Annotated in this window: 10 protein-coding genes, 1 tRNA gene, 1 pseudogene and 1 riboswitch; of the genes and pseudogenes, 6 read left to right on the top strand and 6 right to left on the bottom strand. The window is 40.6% G+C overall.

Annotated elements, in window-relative coordinates:
• Positions 1 to 39: 39 nt before the first annotated feature.
• From ACX0G7_RS20025 to ACX0G7_RS20015, 3 genes are all read right to left on the bottom strand, one after another.
• Positions 40 to 3360 carry a protein O-mannosyl-transferase family gene (locus ACX0G7_RS20025; RefSeq protein WP_458925299.1) on the bottom strand — a complete coding sequence of 1107 codons (3321 nt, stop codon included), beginning with the start codon at positions 3358 to 3360 and terminating at the stop codon, positions 40 to 42.
• Positions 3361 to 3564: 204 nt separating this feature from the next.
• The gene (locus tag ACX0G7_RS20020; RefSeq protein ID WP_458925298.1) at positions 3565 to 4416 is read right to left on the bottom strand and encodes an SAM hydrolase/SAM-dependent halogenase family protein; all 852 of its coding nucleotides are present in this window, start codon (positions 4414 to 4416) and stop codon (positions 3565 to 3567) included.
• Positions 4417 to 4556: 140 nt separating this feature from the next.
• Positions 4557 to 5375: an SDR family oxidoreductase gene (locus tag ACX0G7_RS20015; protein WP_458925297.1), complete on the bottom strand. Its 819-nt coding sequence runs from the start codon at positions 5373 to 5375 to the stop codon at positions 4557 to 4559.
• 415 nt (positions 5376 to 5790) lie between these two features.
• Here ACX0G7_RS20015 and ACX0G7_RS20010 point away from each other — a divergent pair.
• A tRNA-Lys gene (locus tag ACX0G7_RS20010) sits at positions 5791 to 5863 on the top strand.
• 167 nt (positions 5864 to 6030) lie between these two features.
• Positions 6031 to 8136 carry a hypothetical protein gene (locus ACX0G7_RS20005; protein WP_458925296.1) on the top strand — a complete coding sequence of 702 codons (2106 nt, stop codon included), beginning with the start codon at positions 6031 to 6033 and terminating at the stop codon, positions 8134 to 8136.
• A gap of 173 nt (positions 8137 to 8309) precedes the next feature.
• On the opposite strand, the gene ACX0G7_RS20000 is transcribed toward ACX0G7_RS20005, so the two are convergent.
• The 3 genes and pseudogenes from ACX0G7_RS20000 to ACX0G7_RS19990 all read right to left on the bottom strand — a co-directional run bounded on the left by ACX0G7_RS20000 (position 8310) and on the right by ACX0G7_RS19990 (position 11056).
• Positions 8310 to 10322, bottom strand: a complete 2013-nt coding sequence (locus ACX0G7_RS20000) for an nSTAND3 domain-containing NTPase (RefSeq protein ID WP_458925322.1) — start codon at positions 10320 to 10322, stop codon at positions 8310 to 8312.
• Between the two features lie 162 nt (positions 10323 to 10484).
• Positions 10485 to 10655 (bottom strand): annotated as a pseudogene (locus ACX0G7_RS19995) (restriction endonuclease); the annotation flags it as partial.
• A 194-nt stretch (positions 10656 to 10849) separates the two neighbouring features.
• A complete protein-coding gene (locus ACX0G7_RS19990; RefSeq protein ID WP_458925295.1) occupies positions 10850 to 11056 on the bottom strand; it encodes a hypothetical protein in 207 nt (68 codons plus the stop codon).
• A gap of 960 nt (positions 11057 to 12016) precedes the next feature.
• Here ACX0G7_RS19990 and ACX0G7_RS19985 point away from each other — a divergent pair.
• From ACX0G7_RS19985 to ACX0G7_RS19970, 4 genes are all read left to right on the top strand, one after another.
• The gene (locus tag ACX0G7_RS19985) at positions 12017 to 13579 is read left to right on the top strand and encodes a tetratricopeptide repeat protein (protein WP_458925294.1); all 1563 of its coding nucleotides are present in this window, start codon (positions 12017 to 12019) and stop codon (positions 13577 to 13579) included.
• A gap of 457 nt (positions 13580 to 14036) precedes the next feature.
• The gene (locus tag ACX0G7_RS19980) at positions 14037 to 15011 is read left to right on the top strand and encodes a GlxA family transcriptional regulator (protein WP_458925321.1); all 975 of its coding nucleotides are present in this window, start codon (positions 14037 to 14039) and stop codon (positions 15009 to 15011) included.
• A gap of 238 nt (positions 15012 to 15249) precedes the next feature.
• Complete coding sequence (locus ACX0G7_RS19975; protein ID WP_458925293.1) at positions 15250 to 16155, top strand: DJ-1/PfpI family protein; 906 nt, start codon at positions 15250 to 15252, stop codon at positions 16153 to 16155.
• 91 nt (positions 16156 to 16246) lie between these two features.
• Positions 16247 to 16350, top strand: a riboswitch (TPP riboswitch).
• Positions 16351 to 16433: 83 nt separating this feature from the next.
• Complete coding sequence (locus ACX0G7_RS19970) at positions 16434 to 17156, top strand: class I SAM-dependent methyltransferase (protein ID WP_458925292.1); 723 nt, start codon at positions 16434 to 16436, stop codon at positions 17154 to 17156.
• The last annotated feature ends 1 nt before the right edge of the window (position 17157 follow it).

The following is a 17157-nucleotide window of genomic DNA, read 5'->3' as shown; positions in this document are numbered from 1 at the left end:
TGCATTTGGTTGATCTTACAATTAGTTGATTGCAAACACCTATTGTCTGTCTCCTTTACCTTGTTCCGTATCTCTTGGATTCGGAAGCTGCACCGGTGCATTTTCAGGTGGAGCTGCGGGTCTTGGGGCAGAGAACTGTTGTTCCATTGCTTCAATTTCGCGCAGCATCTGGTAGGAAGTATAGATATCGTATACAAACGGTTGCTGTTTGGATGAGAGATCACCCGGTTTGTTGTTCAGCAACTGCGCTGCCTGCATGGCAAGCTGCTCATTGGTCATATTATTTTCACCCAGCGAGCGGTAATATTTCATTTGCTGTTCCAGATCTTTTTTCAAAGAAGCTTTCACTTTTGCTGCCAGTTTTCTGTCACCCGCCAGGTAGGCTGCTTCAAGGAACTCTTTGGTCACATCATTATGGAAATTACCACGGTTCGAGGTCATTCCGTAAGGCACATTGCTCTCATCCACACCCCGGTCGTATTTGTTCAACACTTTAACGGCAGAATCTTTACGGCCATTGTACGCAAGGAATTTACCAAGTACAGCATGGGTCTGGCGGATACTGTTTATATGACGGCGGTTCTCTTCATCAAAATAATTTCCTTTTTTATCGGCACCACCGTAAGTGAATTTTTCCATCACATTTTTGTAGGCAACATCAACCTGGATCTGTGAATTTTCAACCGGTACAATGCGGTAGGTCAGGCCCTCCATTCTTGCATATTTTTCCAGCCCCAGATTGCGCAGTTCGGCAGTTGAAGTAACATAGATCGGGCGTCTCCACTTGTTCGTTGCGAGCACGGCCAGCAATGCCAGGTCATTTTTCTGGAGGTAGTTTTTGTTGATATCGAGGTTCACTACATTCACAATCGTATCGCCCGGATTCAGCTTAACTGTTTTTCTTACCGCTTCCACATCAACCGGGATAGACACTTTTTTGGTCGGGAACACATTAGCCATATCACCACTTTGCATAGCCACCTTACGTGCCGGATCATCACTGGCTACAACATCCTTCAACACAGTATAGAGATCCGAATATTTTGCCTGGTCGTATCCGGGAAGAGGATAAACCGGGATCACGTTTCGGGTCTCGCCCTGGATCTGCTCTTCGGTAAAGATTACATCGGCAGGTGAACTTTCATTCAGTTTATAACGAAGCTGGTTTACATACCAGTCGGTACCAAGCAGGCTATAGTTGATCACGCGGAGGTCGGGGCGTTTGCCTTCCACTTCCTGTGCATACCACAGCGGGTAGGTATCATTATCGCCAAAGGTTAACACGATTGCGTCTTTTTCACAACTTTCGAGATAGTTGAAACCAAGATCACGGGCAAGTGTTTTCTGGCTACGGTCATGGTCATCCCACTCCTGTGAAGCCATCAGCACCGGTACTGCAAGCAGCGTTACTCCGAAGGCTATATAAGATGGGGTGGCCAGGTTGCCTTTCATAAACCGGGCAAGCTGATCGCGGACCCAGATCACACCCAGGCCTATCCAGACAGCAAAAGCATAGAACGAGCCAACATAGGCATAGTCACGTTCACGTGGTTGCTGGCCCGCCTGGTTAAGGTAGATCACGATGGCAAAACCAGTGAAGAAGAATAGTAAGAAGTTGATAAAAAAATCGCGGCGGGTGCGCATGTATTGATGGATAAAACCGGCTATACCCAACAGGAAGGGCAGGAAGAATAACTTGTTATTCGCCTTGTTTGTTTTTCCTGCGGTATCGGGCAATTCCTGGTCGGTGCTGATGCCAAATATTCCGTTGTCGATGAAATGGATACCGGATTGCCAGTTCCCATCACGTATGTTGCCAAAACCCTGCAGGTCGTTTTGTTTGCCGGCAAAGTTCCACATAAAGTAACGCCAGTACATCCACCGGAACTGGTAGCTCATGAAGTATTTGATATCGGTAGCAGTATTCGGATCTTCCCCCTGTTCAAGACCACCGAAGTTGCGGTACATCCCTTCCTGGTTACGTTCGGTGCCATTGTCCCAGGTTCTGGGAAAAAGGTGAGCCGTTTCCATGCCGCTGTAGTTCAGCTTGCGTTGTTTGCCGGCCACTTCATATTTATCTTTTCCTTTTACATAGATATCACCTGCTTCAACATAGTCTTCGTTGGTCAGTTCTTCCGTAAAAAACGGTCCGTATAATATTGGCCAGTCTCCGTATTGTTCACGGCTGAGATAGCCCACTAAACTCACCGGGTTATCGACATTGTACATATCGACAGATGGATTGGCATTCGAACGTATCAGTGTGGTGAAATATGTTGAGTATCCAACGATCACGAAAATGGTTGACCAGATGGCGATCTTCAGGAAAGAGAAGATCTTGTCTTTTGCATAATAACAAATGGCTACGACAGCGCTGATCGCAAGTAGAAGCAGGAAAAATGTTCCTCCCGAATTGATAAAGGGAAAACAGAACATCAGGATGATGGCTGCCAGCCAGACACCAAAAGCATTGAACTTTTTGATCTGCTCGGGTTTGAAACGGAGACCTAGCACCAGCAATGCCGCGAGGATGGCGAAGTAAATTCCAAAACCCACGAAAAACGGTGTGCCTATCTGGTTCACGAAAAAGATATCAAAGGCGCCTGCACCTTTAATGGACCATTGGATGATCGCTACCTGCACAATGCCGGTAATGATACAACCGATCAAAAAGGCCCAGAATGTGCCCCACTTGGTGACTTTGTATCTTTTGAAATAATACACCATCACGATGGCGGGTATGGTCAATAAGTTCAATAAGTGAACACCGATGGACAGACCCATCATATAAAATATAAAGACTAGCCAGCGATCAGCACGGGAGAACTTATGCCCGTCTGTCTGGCTTTCGCGATCAACCTCATGTTCCCATTTCAGGATGGCCCAGAATACGATGGCGGTAAACAGGGATGAAAGTGCGTACACCTCACCCTCAACGGCGGAGTACCAGAATGAATCAGAGAAAGTATAGGCGAGGGCACCAACAACACCGGCAGCCATGGCAACAAACAGGTTTGCGCCGGTCAGCTCTTCACGGCCTTTCTGCACCATTTTGCGGGCGAAGTGGGTGATGGTCCAGAACAGGAACAGGATGGTGAGACCACTGGCGATAGCGTTCATGAAATTCACGGCCCTGGCGGCGCTTTGGGGATTGTCTCCGAACAGTACAATAAAGAAGCGGCCAAGGAGGATGAACATTGGCGCGCCGGGCGGGTGGGGGACCTGGAGTTTGAAAGCACTGGAGATAAACTCGCCGGTATCCCATAAACTACCGGTTGGTTCCATCGTCATTATATACACGGTACATGCAATAAGGCCCACGATCCACCCTACAATATTGTTCAATCTGTTGAAGTTCATTTGCATCGAATTTTTTTGAAACTTGGCAAACCTACATGATTTTTAATTACTTGCAAACGAAAGCCGCGAGTAATGAGGCTTAAACCTAAGAGGGCGTGAAATTATGTAATTATGATATTTGTTTTAGATTAATTTCTGCGATAATTGACAAGAGGATTGTTAATTGTAAAATGTCAATTTTAAGTTTTAGGATCGCCCCGGTTATCAGAAGAAGTCAACCTTAACGAGCTGGTAGATGAGCCGGTTTTGGGCATTCTGTGATTTTTCTGTGAAACCGCTGAGCCCGAGGAGGCCGGCAGCATTGCCTTTATTAATAGCGAGTTCCAGGTATCCCGCCGAATTGAAGAGCGCTAGTTTTTCGCCTTCGGGCACATTTGAGTAGTGGTCGCTGATCTTTTCGATCTTGTCGCCGTGGCGAAAAACGATCATAAAGTCGCGTCCCCTGCGTTTTTCCTCGAATTCTTCTTTTGTGATGTTGACAATGATGTTTTCGAAATGGTCTATAAATATGATCTGTCCTTCAATAAAATTGTCGGTCATCCTGGGTCGAAGCGGGTTCTTTACCTCTATTTCGATGTCTTCTTCGCCTATCTGAGTGATGCTGGTGCCATTTTGAATGCGTTTTATGGCTTCCGCCATGATCCGGGCGCAGTATAAGGTGTTTTTTGGTCCACCGTTAAATGTGAGGCCGGCGGCCGGCATCAGTGCCGAACCATCCAGGGGCAGGCCGATGACCAATTCGGGTTTTCCTTCCACGATCATGGTGATTAAACCATTGTCGGCGCAAAGGATATACTGATCATTGTGGAAAGCGAGTAAAAGTCTTTCGGGTTTTTTGTCGAACAGGTTGACCAGCACGATATGAAACGTGTGTGGCGGGAAGTTTTTAAAAGCGCTCCGGCAGATATAGGCTGCCTGGGGATGATTAAACGGCGAGATGCCGTGGGATATATCTATTATATTGAAACCCGGGTCAACCTGCAGCAGTTGGCCCTTGATGGCACTTACAAGATAGTCCTGGTGACCGATATCTGAAGTAAGCGTGATTAAGGACATTAATGGGAAATATTTTGAAAGATGCCCGAGGGGCCCCGCCCAAGCGGGGAACGGACGGGAAACGGATTCATGTTCGTCCCGACCTTGCGGGAAGCCGGAAAGGTATAAAAAAGTATCAATTCCATAACGAAAAGCATCAGTTACTTAATCAGCTTACCGTCTTTAATAAAGAACTTGTTGACCAGCCGGTCCGCCCAGGCAGGGAAAAGTTTGTTCATAAATACCGTTTGTTTACCCGTGAAGGTCAGCACCAGGTTGCGTTTGTTTTTTTCTATCGCATGGATTATATGTTTGGCCACTTCGCTTGCGGGCATCATCTTTTCTTCGTCGGACGCGGAAGTTGGCTGGTATTCACTGAGGTGGCCTTCACCTACCACTGGTGCTGCCTGCCTGATATTGGAACCGGTGAAGCCGGGTGCGACCCACATAATATTAATGCCTGTATTGAGTAATTCTGTCCTGAGCGCTTCCATCCAGCCCTGCAGGGCGAATTTGCTGGCAGAGTAACCGCTGCGGCCCGGGAGACCCCTATATCCAGCAATGGAGGAGATGCCAACAATCGATCCTTTTCTTTCCATGATCGAAGGCAAAGCATATTGGGTGCAATACACGGCTCCGTAGAAATTGGTGGCCATTATCTTTTCGATGGCTTCAACTCCCGTGTCTTTGAAAAGACCGCGGATATTGATGCCGGCGTTGTTAACCAGTATATCGATACCGCCGAAAGTGGCTATGGTAGAGTCGATGAATCGTTTACAGTCGTGCTGGTTGCTTACGTCGCAGGTCATGATATGCAGCATTACATTGCTGTATTGCATTTGCAGCGAGTAGAGTTTATCATAGTTGCGGGCGCAGGTTGCGATCTTTGCGCCGAGGGGTATAAGCACTTCTATCAGGGCTTTCCCGATTCCTTCACTGCCGCCGGTTATGGCGACCACTTTATTTTTAAAAAATGACATCAGCGATAGTTATCCTGCAAAAATAACAACCTTAACCCGGGTCAAAAAATAACATGTTGAAAATGATTGAGAAACCTGATGGTTTGAGAGGAAACTGAGGTTTACCGGCAATGGAAGCCTTGATCACATTATTTTTTTCGATCCCCTTGCCCGGTAGGATGCTTAAACATTTGGCCAGGCAATTTCGACTCAACAAAGCGAATCTGATGGCGATATAATCGTTTACGATGGCAGTTCTATAATCTTCTTGTTTCTTTGTAAAGAATTTAGTTATTGACGGCTGTTGAAAACAATCTGAATTTATTTTCAGCAAAAATTTGCCACAAAAAGATTTTGCCCTATTTTCGCACTCCCAAAAACGAGCAGCGCATCTCTGATGTCGTTGTAAATCAAAGGGAAAGAATACATAGTTTAAGATTCCGTAGCTCAGTTGGTAGAGCAATACACTTTTAATGTATGGGTCCTGGGTTCGAGTCCCAGCGGGATCACTGTTTAAGCCTCAATATTCAATTTAGATTATTGAGGCTTTTTGTTGCATATGATTTAATTTAGAAAATTAAACTTCGATTTTTGATTTTATAATATCTGATTGCATTGACACTTCTGATATTTTATCGATTGACCAAGATTAGTTTCTCTAATTTTTCTACATTTTATGACAACACCCCTTTCTCCGGCTCTCTCCAAGCGCGTAACAACTTATAGTTTATTGGCATACATCAATAACAAACAAGCAAGAACGGCGACATATGAATCAATATTCATTCCTATTGTCAAAAGGGGTTTATCCAAAATGGTGTCTCTGGGTGTTAAGAAAGGTGAAGATATAAGAACAGTACTCGATTTTATCGATCAGCTTTATGACATTGATATGCCTATAACGGTTCTTAAGAAACTTCTTAAAGTTATTGAAAATGAAGCTAACCATTCGAGTGAAACCCCGGCAGTTAAATTTTATGAGGATTGGTCATTCATCATTAACAATTACTACTTTGATGAATATGAAGATGAAATAGAGAAACGCGAAAGTGAAATTCAAAGGTTGCAGGAAATTTATGAAGCCTTTGTTCGTTCTGAAAGTAATGAGTCGGCACCTACTAGTATCTTTCATTTTATTGAGCAAGGAAAATTTTCACTAGGAAAATACATTAAAAGTAAGTATCCAAGTGATTTTCAAGACCACACGATTGAAGCAAGATTTATCAAATTTATTGAACCTATCGCGGGGTTTTATGAACTTGTACAATCAATTTACCTAGGTGCGATAATATCAATCTACTTAGAATATTCTCCGTCTGATGTAAAAAAGGATGTAGAATTAGTTCTTGACACAAATTTCGTAATTAGTTTATTAGACCTTAATACTTCTGCATCAACCCAAAATTGTAGGCGTCTCGTTGAAATAAGTAGACGGCTTGGGTATAGATTTTCGATTTTATCGATAACGCTAAAAGAGATAGATAATCTCCTCACTAGTCGAGTGCAGTTTTATAATGAGTATTTTTTGGGGAGTTTAGCCGACCCAGAGGATATTTATAATGCTTGCAAGCGCAGAAGTCTAAATAGAGCGGACCTAGACAAAATTCGAATTGATGTTCAACATCAGCTTGAAAACTTTGGGGTGGTGATAATTCCCAACGTGGATAAATATATTAATCTAGCGAAAAATGGCGATTTATTCTCTAAGTTAAAAGGTAAACGAAATACAGATTTTGCTGCGCTGCATGACGCGACCTGTATGGAATATGTCAAAGCCAAAAGAATAAAACAACAATATTCTTTTGACCGAGTTAATTGTTGGTTCCTAAATAATTCAAGCTCCAGAGCCACTCTTGCCAGTAATGGATTTCAACCGTTTACAATAAAATCGGAGGATTTATTAAATTTATTGTGGCTAACTTCTCCAATGGTGAAAGATATTGTCGATCAAAAAGAATTCTCCAATATCGGATTGTCGCGTTTAGTGTCTTCAACTTTAGATGACTCTCTCCCAAAATCACAAACAATTCGAGAATTAGACGATAACATCAAGAAATATGCAAATGAAAATCTTAAAGATGAAGACATTCTTAGAGTAGCAAAGGCCGTTGCCGAAAGAACTATTAAGAATTTAGACAAAATTAATGACCTAGCAGAAAACGACAGTGCCGCCTTTGTCAAAAAGCTACAAGAAATAGCCGATCATGAGAAAGAGAAAGAGGATGCGAGAAATCAAATGTACTATGAACTTGTGAGTCGGACGCGCGAAGAGATTTCTCAAATGCGGAATATGCATCAAAGTTTATCCGACGCAAAAGACGAATATCAAGACAAATACCAGGAACACCAACGAGTACAAACAGACACAATTAATCTTAATGCCGAAATCGTTGAGGTGAATAAACGATTAAAAAGAGAAAAAATCGACCTATTAAACCAAATTAGAATGGAGAAACGAACGTCATATACAGCTATCCAGAAATCCAAATGGCGCCGTAGGAGTTGGCTTCACCTGGTATTGTTAAGTATATGTGTCATTGCACTTTTGTTTGGCTATGCTGGTATTCGCAATTGGGACTTCACTGATTTCTATAATAATGCCAAAAATAGTAATTTAGGAGTTGTATTTACCGTTCTTGTTGGTATATGCCTAACTATTATTAGCGTCGTTATTATCCCCAGTTTAAGAGAAAAATACTACAATTTGAGCATCATCGAAAAATTTGAACAGCGCTTGACAATTCCGGAGGAATTTCGGCAGCTTCCATATGAGAATGAGTGAAAATATTGTGCTAGATTCTGAACGTATAGAAAGTTTTACTTACATCGTTAAGGGGCTATTTTCTAGTTGTCATTCTGTTTATCCAGAATGATTGTGATTTCGCGGGTCCAGCGGAAGTTCTGAAGTTCTCAAAAACGTTTACTCAACAAACCTGACAAATTTATCACAAAATGCTATTGTTCAAATAAGGCTTTTATTTCAGTTGAGTAGTCGGTTTGTTTAGTTCGAACAGATCGAGGACTATGTTTTACAATATCAGTAAGATTATTATCCGATTCATTGTCTTTTTCCCATTCGTGATAGTTATCACTCTCTTCAATATCAGGCAGGTATTCCTCTACGTCGAAACGCGGGGGAGGTAGTTTTACCTTTGTAAAGTTATCTTCCCAAATATCTCTTAGGTCGTCGGCGAGCGAATCTTGATCATCGCTTGTCTTTATAGAGCTTTTTCTGTACGACGCTTCGTCTGCTAAAACTTGGGATGCTACTGTGGAAATTCGCTCCAAAACGTTGCTCCGGTTTGGAGTTTCTAGAAGATATTTCGCTAGATCCTCAGAATAATATTTAAAGATATTGATAACATCATCGATATCATCCGGAATAGTGATGTTTGACCAAAGGGTGTTGCTGATGATCTCCCAGTTTACTTTGAAGAACTGATATACTTTCCCGCCTTGAAATCCATTTTGCATCGTTGCAATTAGCATGTCAAAAACCCGAAAGTTTAAGATATTGTTGAAATCAATATTGCTCAGCCGTTCTGCGCATAAAGCGTCTATCTTTTCTCTTAAAAATGAAAGTTCCGTCAGCTTTTGAAAAACCACAATGATTTTACATTTTGTCAGTTCTGCCTGCCTTTCTCCGAAATCAGTCATTGACACAAAACGATGTGTTTTAATAAAATTTAGGAGATCTGTCTGTTCATTGAATGTTCCTGGGCGCTGGAATACCAAAACTAGAATAGATCTGTAAATTCTTTCTAATTGTTCAATGTAAACTGCAGATTCCCAAACTTTTCTTCGTTCTTCTAAAGATTCTAGTAAAAAATTTGATAAAAAATCTTCAAGAGATGGATTTATAAATTTTAGAATAAAATTGCTTTCATAACCAGATTTTGTCCTTGTTATATGGCCATCCAAAAGCCGTTCTAACACACTTACATAGGTATTAAATGTTTTAGTGAACCCAGAATGGCTAACTTCGTATTCTAGTTTTTGTTTAAAAGCGAATTGAATTACATTTTCATGGGCCGTTCCACCCAAACTAAGCAAGGTAAACAGGAGAAAACGATCTTCATCTTTGATTTGATTTGTGATACTCTGTTTCCATATTTCCTTAGGATTATTGAGCATATCAGAGACAAACTGAAGGTAATCCTGGTTGCCGCTCTGGGAGAACCTGGTATTGTCTGTCACAAACTCTATTAATCGTGGATTATAATTTTGGTGTTTAATGATTTTTAAGTATGACTCATTAGCAAACAGAGGAGTCATATATGTGCGAGAAATTTTAGAGTGAAATAGGTGATTGTATAAAATTCGAGCTTTGTCTAAATCACTATATTCCACCAGCTCTAATTCCTTTCTCCCCAAATGTATGGCAGATTGATTTATTTTTTCATATAACTGGTAAGCTGAATTTAGGATAGTGGTTCTCGTTGTCAAGATTAAAAATTTGTTTGTAGATTTTGTAATTCGCTCTAGGAAGTTAACAAGTAAGCCATCTGTTGTTTTAGGATGAATAATGTCAAAGTATGTTGATCCAAGAAAATCATCTAGGTAAAAAATTTGTTTTGCATCGGGGTCACTGGTGATTGCTTCTTCTGCCTCCTTCAGATCACGCTCGACTACGACTAACTGGTAAGATTTTGAGAGCATAGAATAAATTACGATTTGAGCCAAAGTTGTTTTGCCAACTCCTGGCTGACCGGTAATCATCAGGTAGTGATGTTTTTTTAGAATCCGGATTGCATCCGCAAAGGCTTTTGTTGAAACATATTTTTTAATATTGGCTCGAATCTTTTGTTCATAAAATTCAGAACGACCATTCACTGAATTATGTAGAATACGAGTTAAAACATTAGAACTAGATATCCAAAGTTTGAAATACTTCTTTTCGATTTGCGGGAATTGAGAAAGAATTGAATTTAATCTTTCCCGGTCATAGATAGAATTCGCGGATATCATATGGGGTTTAAATAGGTCCAATATAGTTTTTTCATGCTGAGGAAGAAGTCTAATCGACGTCGCAATTATATAACTTCGAATTTTGTGTTGTGGCAGCTTTGTAACATCGTGTTTAAGCAACGTCACTAACGCACTAAACTTCGATTCAGGTATATGTTTACACTGGACTATAGTGTCGTTCAACTTGTTGGCAGTGGAGTAGCGTAGGTCAATACCGTTGTCTTTCCCCCTTTTAAAGCTTCTTAGTTTTAGACCCAAATCGGCGCTTAGCAGGTCCCGGCACAACTCTTCAAATTCCTTATCATTCAAACTCGAGAAGTCATAATTGTTCATGAGTGTGGGGTCTATTTGTATTTGAAAATATCATTTTTTTTGCGCTAAAACCAGAAAGCGCATTCTTTTTAAACATAATTTTAAGTTCCGTTATTCCTAGATTCTGAATAAGCAAAAATATAGATTTCTAAATCGTCCAGTCAAAAAGGGGAGGATTTTCACATCTTCGATGAGCTTACTGTTGCAAATGAAGCCTATGCAAGGTTGCTCACGATAATATTTCCTTCCTGATCGATATTTGGTGATGTTTTATCATAATTTCTAAGAAGAATTACAGTCTTCTTTGACCGTGTATCACTCAGCATAAATCGATTGAATCTGGCTACCGTTCCATTATGGTTTACCTTTTTATTGTCAGTATCATCGTCTGGTGAATAATCCCAGGCAATAACCATTACCATATTTTTTGTTTGTGAATTTTATATTGTCCGCATACTATCTCTATAATTCTTGAACAGGATATCTTTAACTATTGTTAATGCTATTGCAGATCTTGACTGGTTGTTAGTTGTGGTAAAAATGCCCCCTCTTAGGAGTTTGTTTCGTCTTCCTGCAAGTTCTTGTTCAGATGACTCTGTGCCACCAAGGGATGGATTCCAGTGAGATATAAACATACCCCCCCCAGGCATAACCATTAAAGGTTTTTGTAAGCTGCACCAAGTCACGTGTCCATCAAGCAACCGAGCAGCCCGTTATAGGTCAGGAGATTTTTTTCAGCTCTGAGGCAGCAGTTCTTTAACTTTGAGATAATTCTCACAGTTTGCAACGCGTGAATGTTTAATTCGCATCGATGAAATTTAAGAAATGGCTTGAGAATTTCTTGTATCGCGGTAGAATTAAATCGAAGCATTTCCTTCTACCAGGGCAGCTGCCCTTCTTTTTGCATTAATTTCTGTTAGTTAGCGGTCGATCAAAGCAGCTACGGCTAATATTGTTGATAAGATGAAAGATAAAATAAGTGGATTCAAAGGGGATACCTCCCCGGATAAATAGTCTTGAATAATAGATGCTGCCAATCGATGGCTTAAAGACAGGATAGGAGTGGAAGAACCATGAAATCAAGACAGACTTCTCACCCAATGCCACAATCTTTAAACATTCATAAATTAATGTTATCCTTTTGTCCTGCCCATCGTATAAGCGAATCACCATTTGTTTATTATTTCCTCGATTCTCCAATATCTTTCTGTATATAATGCCCAGGACACTTTTCACGGTTAATGTAACACTTTCAATTCTATTCACTATAATTACCCAGCTTCGTTACTCGTTCTAATTTTTTAGCTGGCTCTCTGGAAAAAATCAAATCTTATTGCTGATGTAAATTTTTTTGTAAATTAAAGCCTAATGCCGCTCTAAGTATGGATTTTTGGAAGGTTTTTGGTGACCCGATAATAGCATTCTTTTTTTCCCTGACTACTTTCATTATTAGCTTAATCGTGGGTCATATCTACTATGTCAAAGGTAAAACGGCCGGTGCAAAAGATTCGGAAATTTACAAACAACAACTTGAAAAGGCCAATGTCTCCCTAGCGATGGTTCAGAAAAAGTTAAATGATAGTTCCGCCCATTTAAAAGATTTAATTTCGTCGAGTCACCAAAATGCGGCAACAGTAACTTGGCTTAAGCAGGTATTGTCTATAATGAAAAATGGCGAAAATCCCACAGAACTCGAGGTAGTTGATACATTTATGGAACTGTTGCAATTTAATAGAGTCGAGGACGCTAAAAAGTACGCAGATGGAAAGAAATCAGTAATAACTACTACAGCGCTGCAGCAGTTTATTGAAGCCATGATTTGTGCCATATCCAATTTACCCGAAAAAGCGATAACATCATTTCAAAAGTGCGCAAATGCATTGCCGGAGAATTTGCGGTATACTGCTTTTATCAATGCTGGTACGCTTTATCATTCTTACAAGGCTAATCCGTCTCAAGCAATTAGTTACTATAAAAAAGCTGAAAACCTCTCGCCGAATGATGTGAGGGCCGTGTTAGCTCAAGTTTCGGCTTATCTTGAATTGGGAGAACGTGAGTCTGCGCGAGAAAAAATGAACAGGGCGTTGCGTATAGATCCAGATCACCCCAAAACATTTGAAATGTTGGTTATGTTTCACCTCTATACTGGTGATTTTGATAAAGCCATTTCTGTTGGGGCTGATTCTATTCGATGGGGCGCAGATCCCGACACTGTTAATGCCTTAATGGGTGATGCTTATTTGGCTAAAGAAGATTTTAACAACGGACTCGAACGCTATTTGCTAGTCTCATCAAAAAGTCTAAGCTTTAAGAAGGTATTGGATAGCATAATTCTCTGCCATCTTGAATTAAGCAATTTTCATTTTGCAGAAAAGGAATGTCTACGTTACATGAAAATATTTTCAGATCATCAACCTATTGCAGACAAATATATTTCTATCTTGTCTGAAACCGGGCGAGATGCACAAGCAATTAAATTTGCAGAAAGCCTCACGCCTTACCATGACGTTGCTGCAAACTATTCGGTTTTATCAAATTTGGGCAATTGTTACTTTAATATTGGCGATTTTTCAAAAGCTAAAACATGTTTTGACTTTTCTCTCTTAGGATATGAAAATAACTATACTGCCTTGCTTGGATTAGTCAGGTACTGGAATCACTCACCAGAGGCTAACCATAATAAAGCCCTCCAGATTCTAATCGACCTAGAAGAAAATGGATACGGACATGAAAAAGACGTTTTATATAATCTAGGTTTTACCTATTTTATGCTGAAAGATTTTACAAAGAGTCTTGAGTATTTAAATGAGTCCGTGAATAGATACCCAAATTTTAACGAATCAATTCAGTTACGAAAACGAGTTGTCGAACATAGTCAAATTGAATACGGCCGTATTTCTTCAATAATTCGTCACAGTCCTAAAAACGATTCGACAAGTGAGTGAAAAAGCATCAGTTGTGAATGTTAATTTATGGCGAAAAACAAAATAGTCGGACCACTAAAAGTATACTTACATAATTGCACGAGAATTGACCATTTATGGGATGAACGCTTCTCTAACTCAAGATTCGATAGGTTTGAATAATTATAAGTGATAAGATCTAGACGCTCTATTAAAGAGCATGATTATGTAAACTTTTGTTTCAAATTCTAAGCTTACCCTCGGAGGTTTAAACATTTTTCACCAAGGTATATACATTCGTTCATTTCTTTAACGCGAACAAATTGAATAGCCCAGACATCTAGGGTATTCGGATCTTGCTAAAGTCACGTTTAAAAAGTATCTCACCATTTCGCTCAATATAGTCGCCCGATATAATTCATAAGATTAAAACCATTCTTCCCACAGACTCGCTTCGTCCCTTCCTTTTTTCTGAGAATATTATGTTTCCTTTGAGGAAATCAACGCGCAGAATATCAAAAAGATACTTTTTATAGTACCGCCTAAAGTGCACTTGCTTGATATAACAGGACCCGCACATATTTATTATGAAGCAAAAGAATATAATGCGGAGATTGAACTTCATTTTATCTGCTTCGATGAAGTGGCGGAAGTCGAAAGTAGTGCAGGCTTGTTTTTTTCCAGGCTAACTTGTTTTGACCAATTCGAGTTATCAGCAACCGATTTTGTTTTTGTACCAGGGCTGGATTATAGCCAAATTCTGGATAATCATTTTCACCTGAAATTTAGTCCCTTTTTGAATTGGTTAAAACGGCAATATGCTGGCGGAACTAAGATTTGTTCTGTTTGTACGGGTGCATTTATACTGGCAGAAGCAGGTTTATTTAATGGTAAAAACTGTACCACCCATTGGAAATACTTCTCAAGATTTTCATTAAAATATCCCCAAGCAAATTTAAAGAGAGACCGTTTATTTGTTGTAGAAGATCATATTTATTCAAGTGCCGGCGTTTCTTCGGGAATCGATTTGGCTCTTTATATCCTGGAAGAACAGTTCGGGACTAAGTTAGCTATAGACGTTGCTAAAGAAGTGGTAGTTTATCTAAGAAGGGGCGAATCTGATCCGCAGTTGAGTATTTTTCTTCAATACAGAAATCATCTTGACACACGCATTCATGACGCACAGGATTTTATGCTTCGAAATATATCACACAATTGCACCTTAGAGGTTACAGCAAACCATGTAAATATGAGTATGCGGAACCTGACGCGAAATTTCAAAAAAACCACGGGCATCACGGTTGGTTATTACCTCGAAAAACTAAGAGTAGAACGGGCTGTACAGTTGCTGGCAGATGGCAACAAAATGTTGTCTGTAAGTTTAGATTGTGGATTTAAGAGCCCTAATCAGTTAAGAGCGCTTTTAAAAAAACACCTCCAGGTTTTGCCTGTTGAGCTATCCGACATATCCTGAGTTTGTCCTGATGTGGCGCTAATCTGTCCTTCCCGATCAGACGGCGTTTATTAGTTTTGGGTTCATCAAACAATCAATCATGAAAACAGTTTTGATTCTGCTTGTAAGTCTTTTACACTTCCAGGCACATGCGCAATCTTCCGTTAAACAATCAAGTCCTGATTACATTTGTCCGCCATGCAATAGAGAATGTGATAGCCTGACATTTAATAAAGCCGGAATCTGTACACAGTGCGGGATGAAGTTAGTCTTACATAATGATTCGACAGAACCGACTCCGCCAATCAGAAAAAAAATAGCTTTTTATTTACAAGATGGAGTAGAAGTACTTGATTTTGCCGGACCTATGGAGGTTTTCTCATACGCCGGGTATGAGGTTTTTACCGTTTCGAAAACAAAAAAAGTAAAATCTCAAGGCATTTTGAATATAGTGCCTGACTATACATTAACTGATGCTCCTGAAGCCGGTGTTCTCGCGTTTTTCGGTGGAAATTCTGGCGTAGCCTCTAAAGATCCTGATGTGATCAATTGGATAAAATCCCGAAAAGAAGTTGAGTATTATTTTTCAGTATGTACAGGAGCTTTTATACTTGCCGAGGCCGGACTGCTGAAAGGCAAAACTGCCACTACTTTTCACGATGCACTGGATGGCCTGGAGAAAGGTTATCCGGATACAAAAGTTTTAAGAAACACCCGCTTTGTTGATAATGGCAAAGTGATAACGACTGCCGGAATTTCTGCGGGAATTGATGGAGCATTGCATTTAGTTACAAAGCTTGATGGCCTTAATGCAGCCAGGAAAGCAGCCTGGTACATGGAATATGATAAATGGGTGCCTGGTGAAGGATTGATTTTATCAGCTGATAACCCCTATAGGGATTTCACGGACGCTCACCTCCAGGCATATCAGGGAGTGTACGAATTCAAGGATAATAAACAGATCCAATTAAAAATAAACGCAAGAGATAAGACACTTTATGCAACGGATAATGATCGGAAAACGCCGATCTTTTTCATCGAAGAAAACCTGTTCATGACTCCAAATGACGATGAGATTCTTTTTGCAAGAGATCTCAATAATAGAGTCGTTGGCTTTAAACTGAAAGAAGACAAAGGAAGATTATATCAGAGAATCAGGCGCTGAAAGAGTCTAACCTGTTCTGAATGTAGTTGTGGTTATTTTGTCGTAGACCCAGTTAAAAATTGGAACACTAGATAAAACTATTATATTGCATGGTACTTGCACGGGGTGCTTTTAATTGATATTAAAGGCTGAGATAATACCCGACACAACCTGATACGGATAATACCGGCGGAGGGAATGCATTGGCCAGCATAATTCACTTTGTTGTTTTATAAAGCCTTGTTCCCTGCACTTATTATCCTTGCAGGGAACAAGGCTTTACTTTTTAAAACAAGATTATGCAACTGGCAAAAAAACAATTTGACCACGTAACTAAAGACCTGCGCAACTGGCAGGGCCGTAAGGAATGGTTCTTCAACCGCGATTACACTGACACGTATGAGCAATGGTATGAAGGCAGGTATAAGAGGGCAGAAATATGGCAAAAGAAAGTGATAGCTCAATTGCTGAAGAAAGACGCAAGGGTTGCAGAACTATTGGAATTTGGCTGTGGCACTACTCGTTTTACGCGGTGGTGGCAGGAAATCGGAATTGAGGCCACAGGTGCAGACATTTCCCCTTTTATGCTGGGACAGGCAGTGCATTTGTTTGACGGCGACCTGGTAAATGCTGATTCACACCACATGCCTTTTAAAGATCAGAGCTTCGACGCGGTCGCCTTTATCACCACATTCGAATACTATAAAGATCCTGTGCAGGTTATACTGGAAGCCGCCAGGGTGGCCAGGCATGGCATCGCATTTGGCATGATGAACCGCAATTCTCCAAAGTTCCTCAGGCGCCGGGTGCAACAGGCATTTGGTAAAAATCCGTTTTATATAACGGCTACTTTTTATACGCCTCAACTGTTGATCCGCCAGATAGAAAAAGCGCTTAAGGGAAGAGAATACAGGCTGGAGTGGACCTGCACCGGTTTGCCTGAATGGTTTCCCGTTCAGCAATGGAGTATCCCCATTGGAGATTTCTTTGGATTGTATGTAAAATTTAATGTTGATAAATAGA

The sequence above is a fragment of the Flavitalea antarctica genome, from assembly GCF_054461535.1.
Note: the sequence above shows the minus strand (reverse complement) of the source record. Positions and strands in the feature narration are given on the sequence as shown.

Coding starts and splice junctions, on each gene's coding strand:
- ACX0G7_RS19990 (WP_458925295.1), bottom strand. CDS start 11,056: ATGGTAATGGTTATTGCCTGGGATTATTCACCAGACGATGATACTGAC.
- ACX0G7_RS19975 (WP_458925293.1), top strand. CDS start 15,250: ATGAAGTTAGTCTTACATAATGATTCGACAGAACCGACTCCGCCAATC.
- ACX0G7_RS20005 (WP_458925296.1), top strand. CDS start 6,031: ATGACAACACCCCTTTCTCCGGCTCTCTCCAAGCGCGTAACAACTTAT.
- ACX0G7_RS19970 (WP_458925292.1), top strand. CDS start 16,434: ATGCAACTGGCAAAAAAACAATTTGACCACGTAACTAAAGACCTGCGC.
- ACX0G7_RS20020 (WP_458925298.1), bottom strand. CDS start 4,416: ATGTCCTTAATCACGCTTACTTCAGATATCGGTCACCAGGACTATCTT.
- ACX0G7_RS19985 (WP_458925294.1), top strand. CDS start 12,017: ATGGATTTTTGGAAGGTTTTTGGTGACCCGATAATAGCATTCTTTTTT.
- ACX0G7_RS20015 (WP_458925297.1), bottom strand. CDS start 5,375: ATGTCATTTTTTAAAAATAAAGTGGTCGCCATAACCGGCGGCAGTGAA.
- ACX0G7_RS20000 (WP_458925322.1), bottom strand. CDS start 10,322: ATGATATCCGCGAATTCTATCTATGACCGGGAAAGATTAAATTCAATT.
- ACX0G7_RS20025 (WP_458925299.1), bottom strand. CDS start 3,360: ATGAACTTCAACAGATTGAACAATATTGTAGGGTGGATCGTGGGCCTT.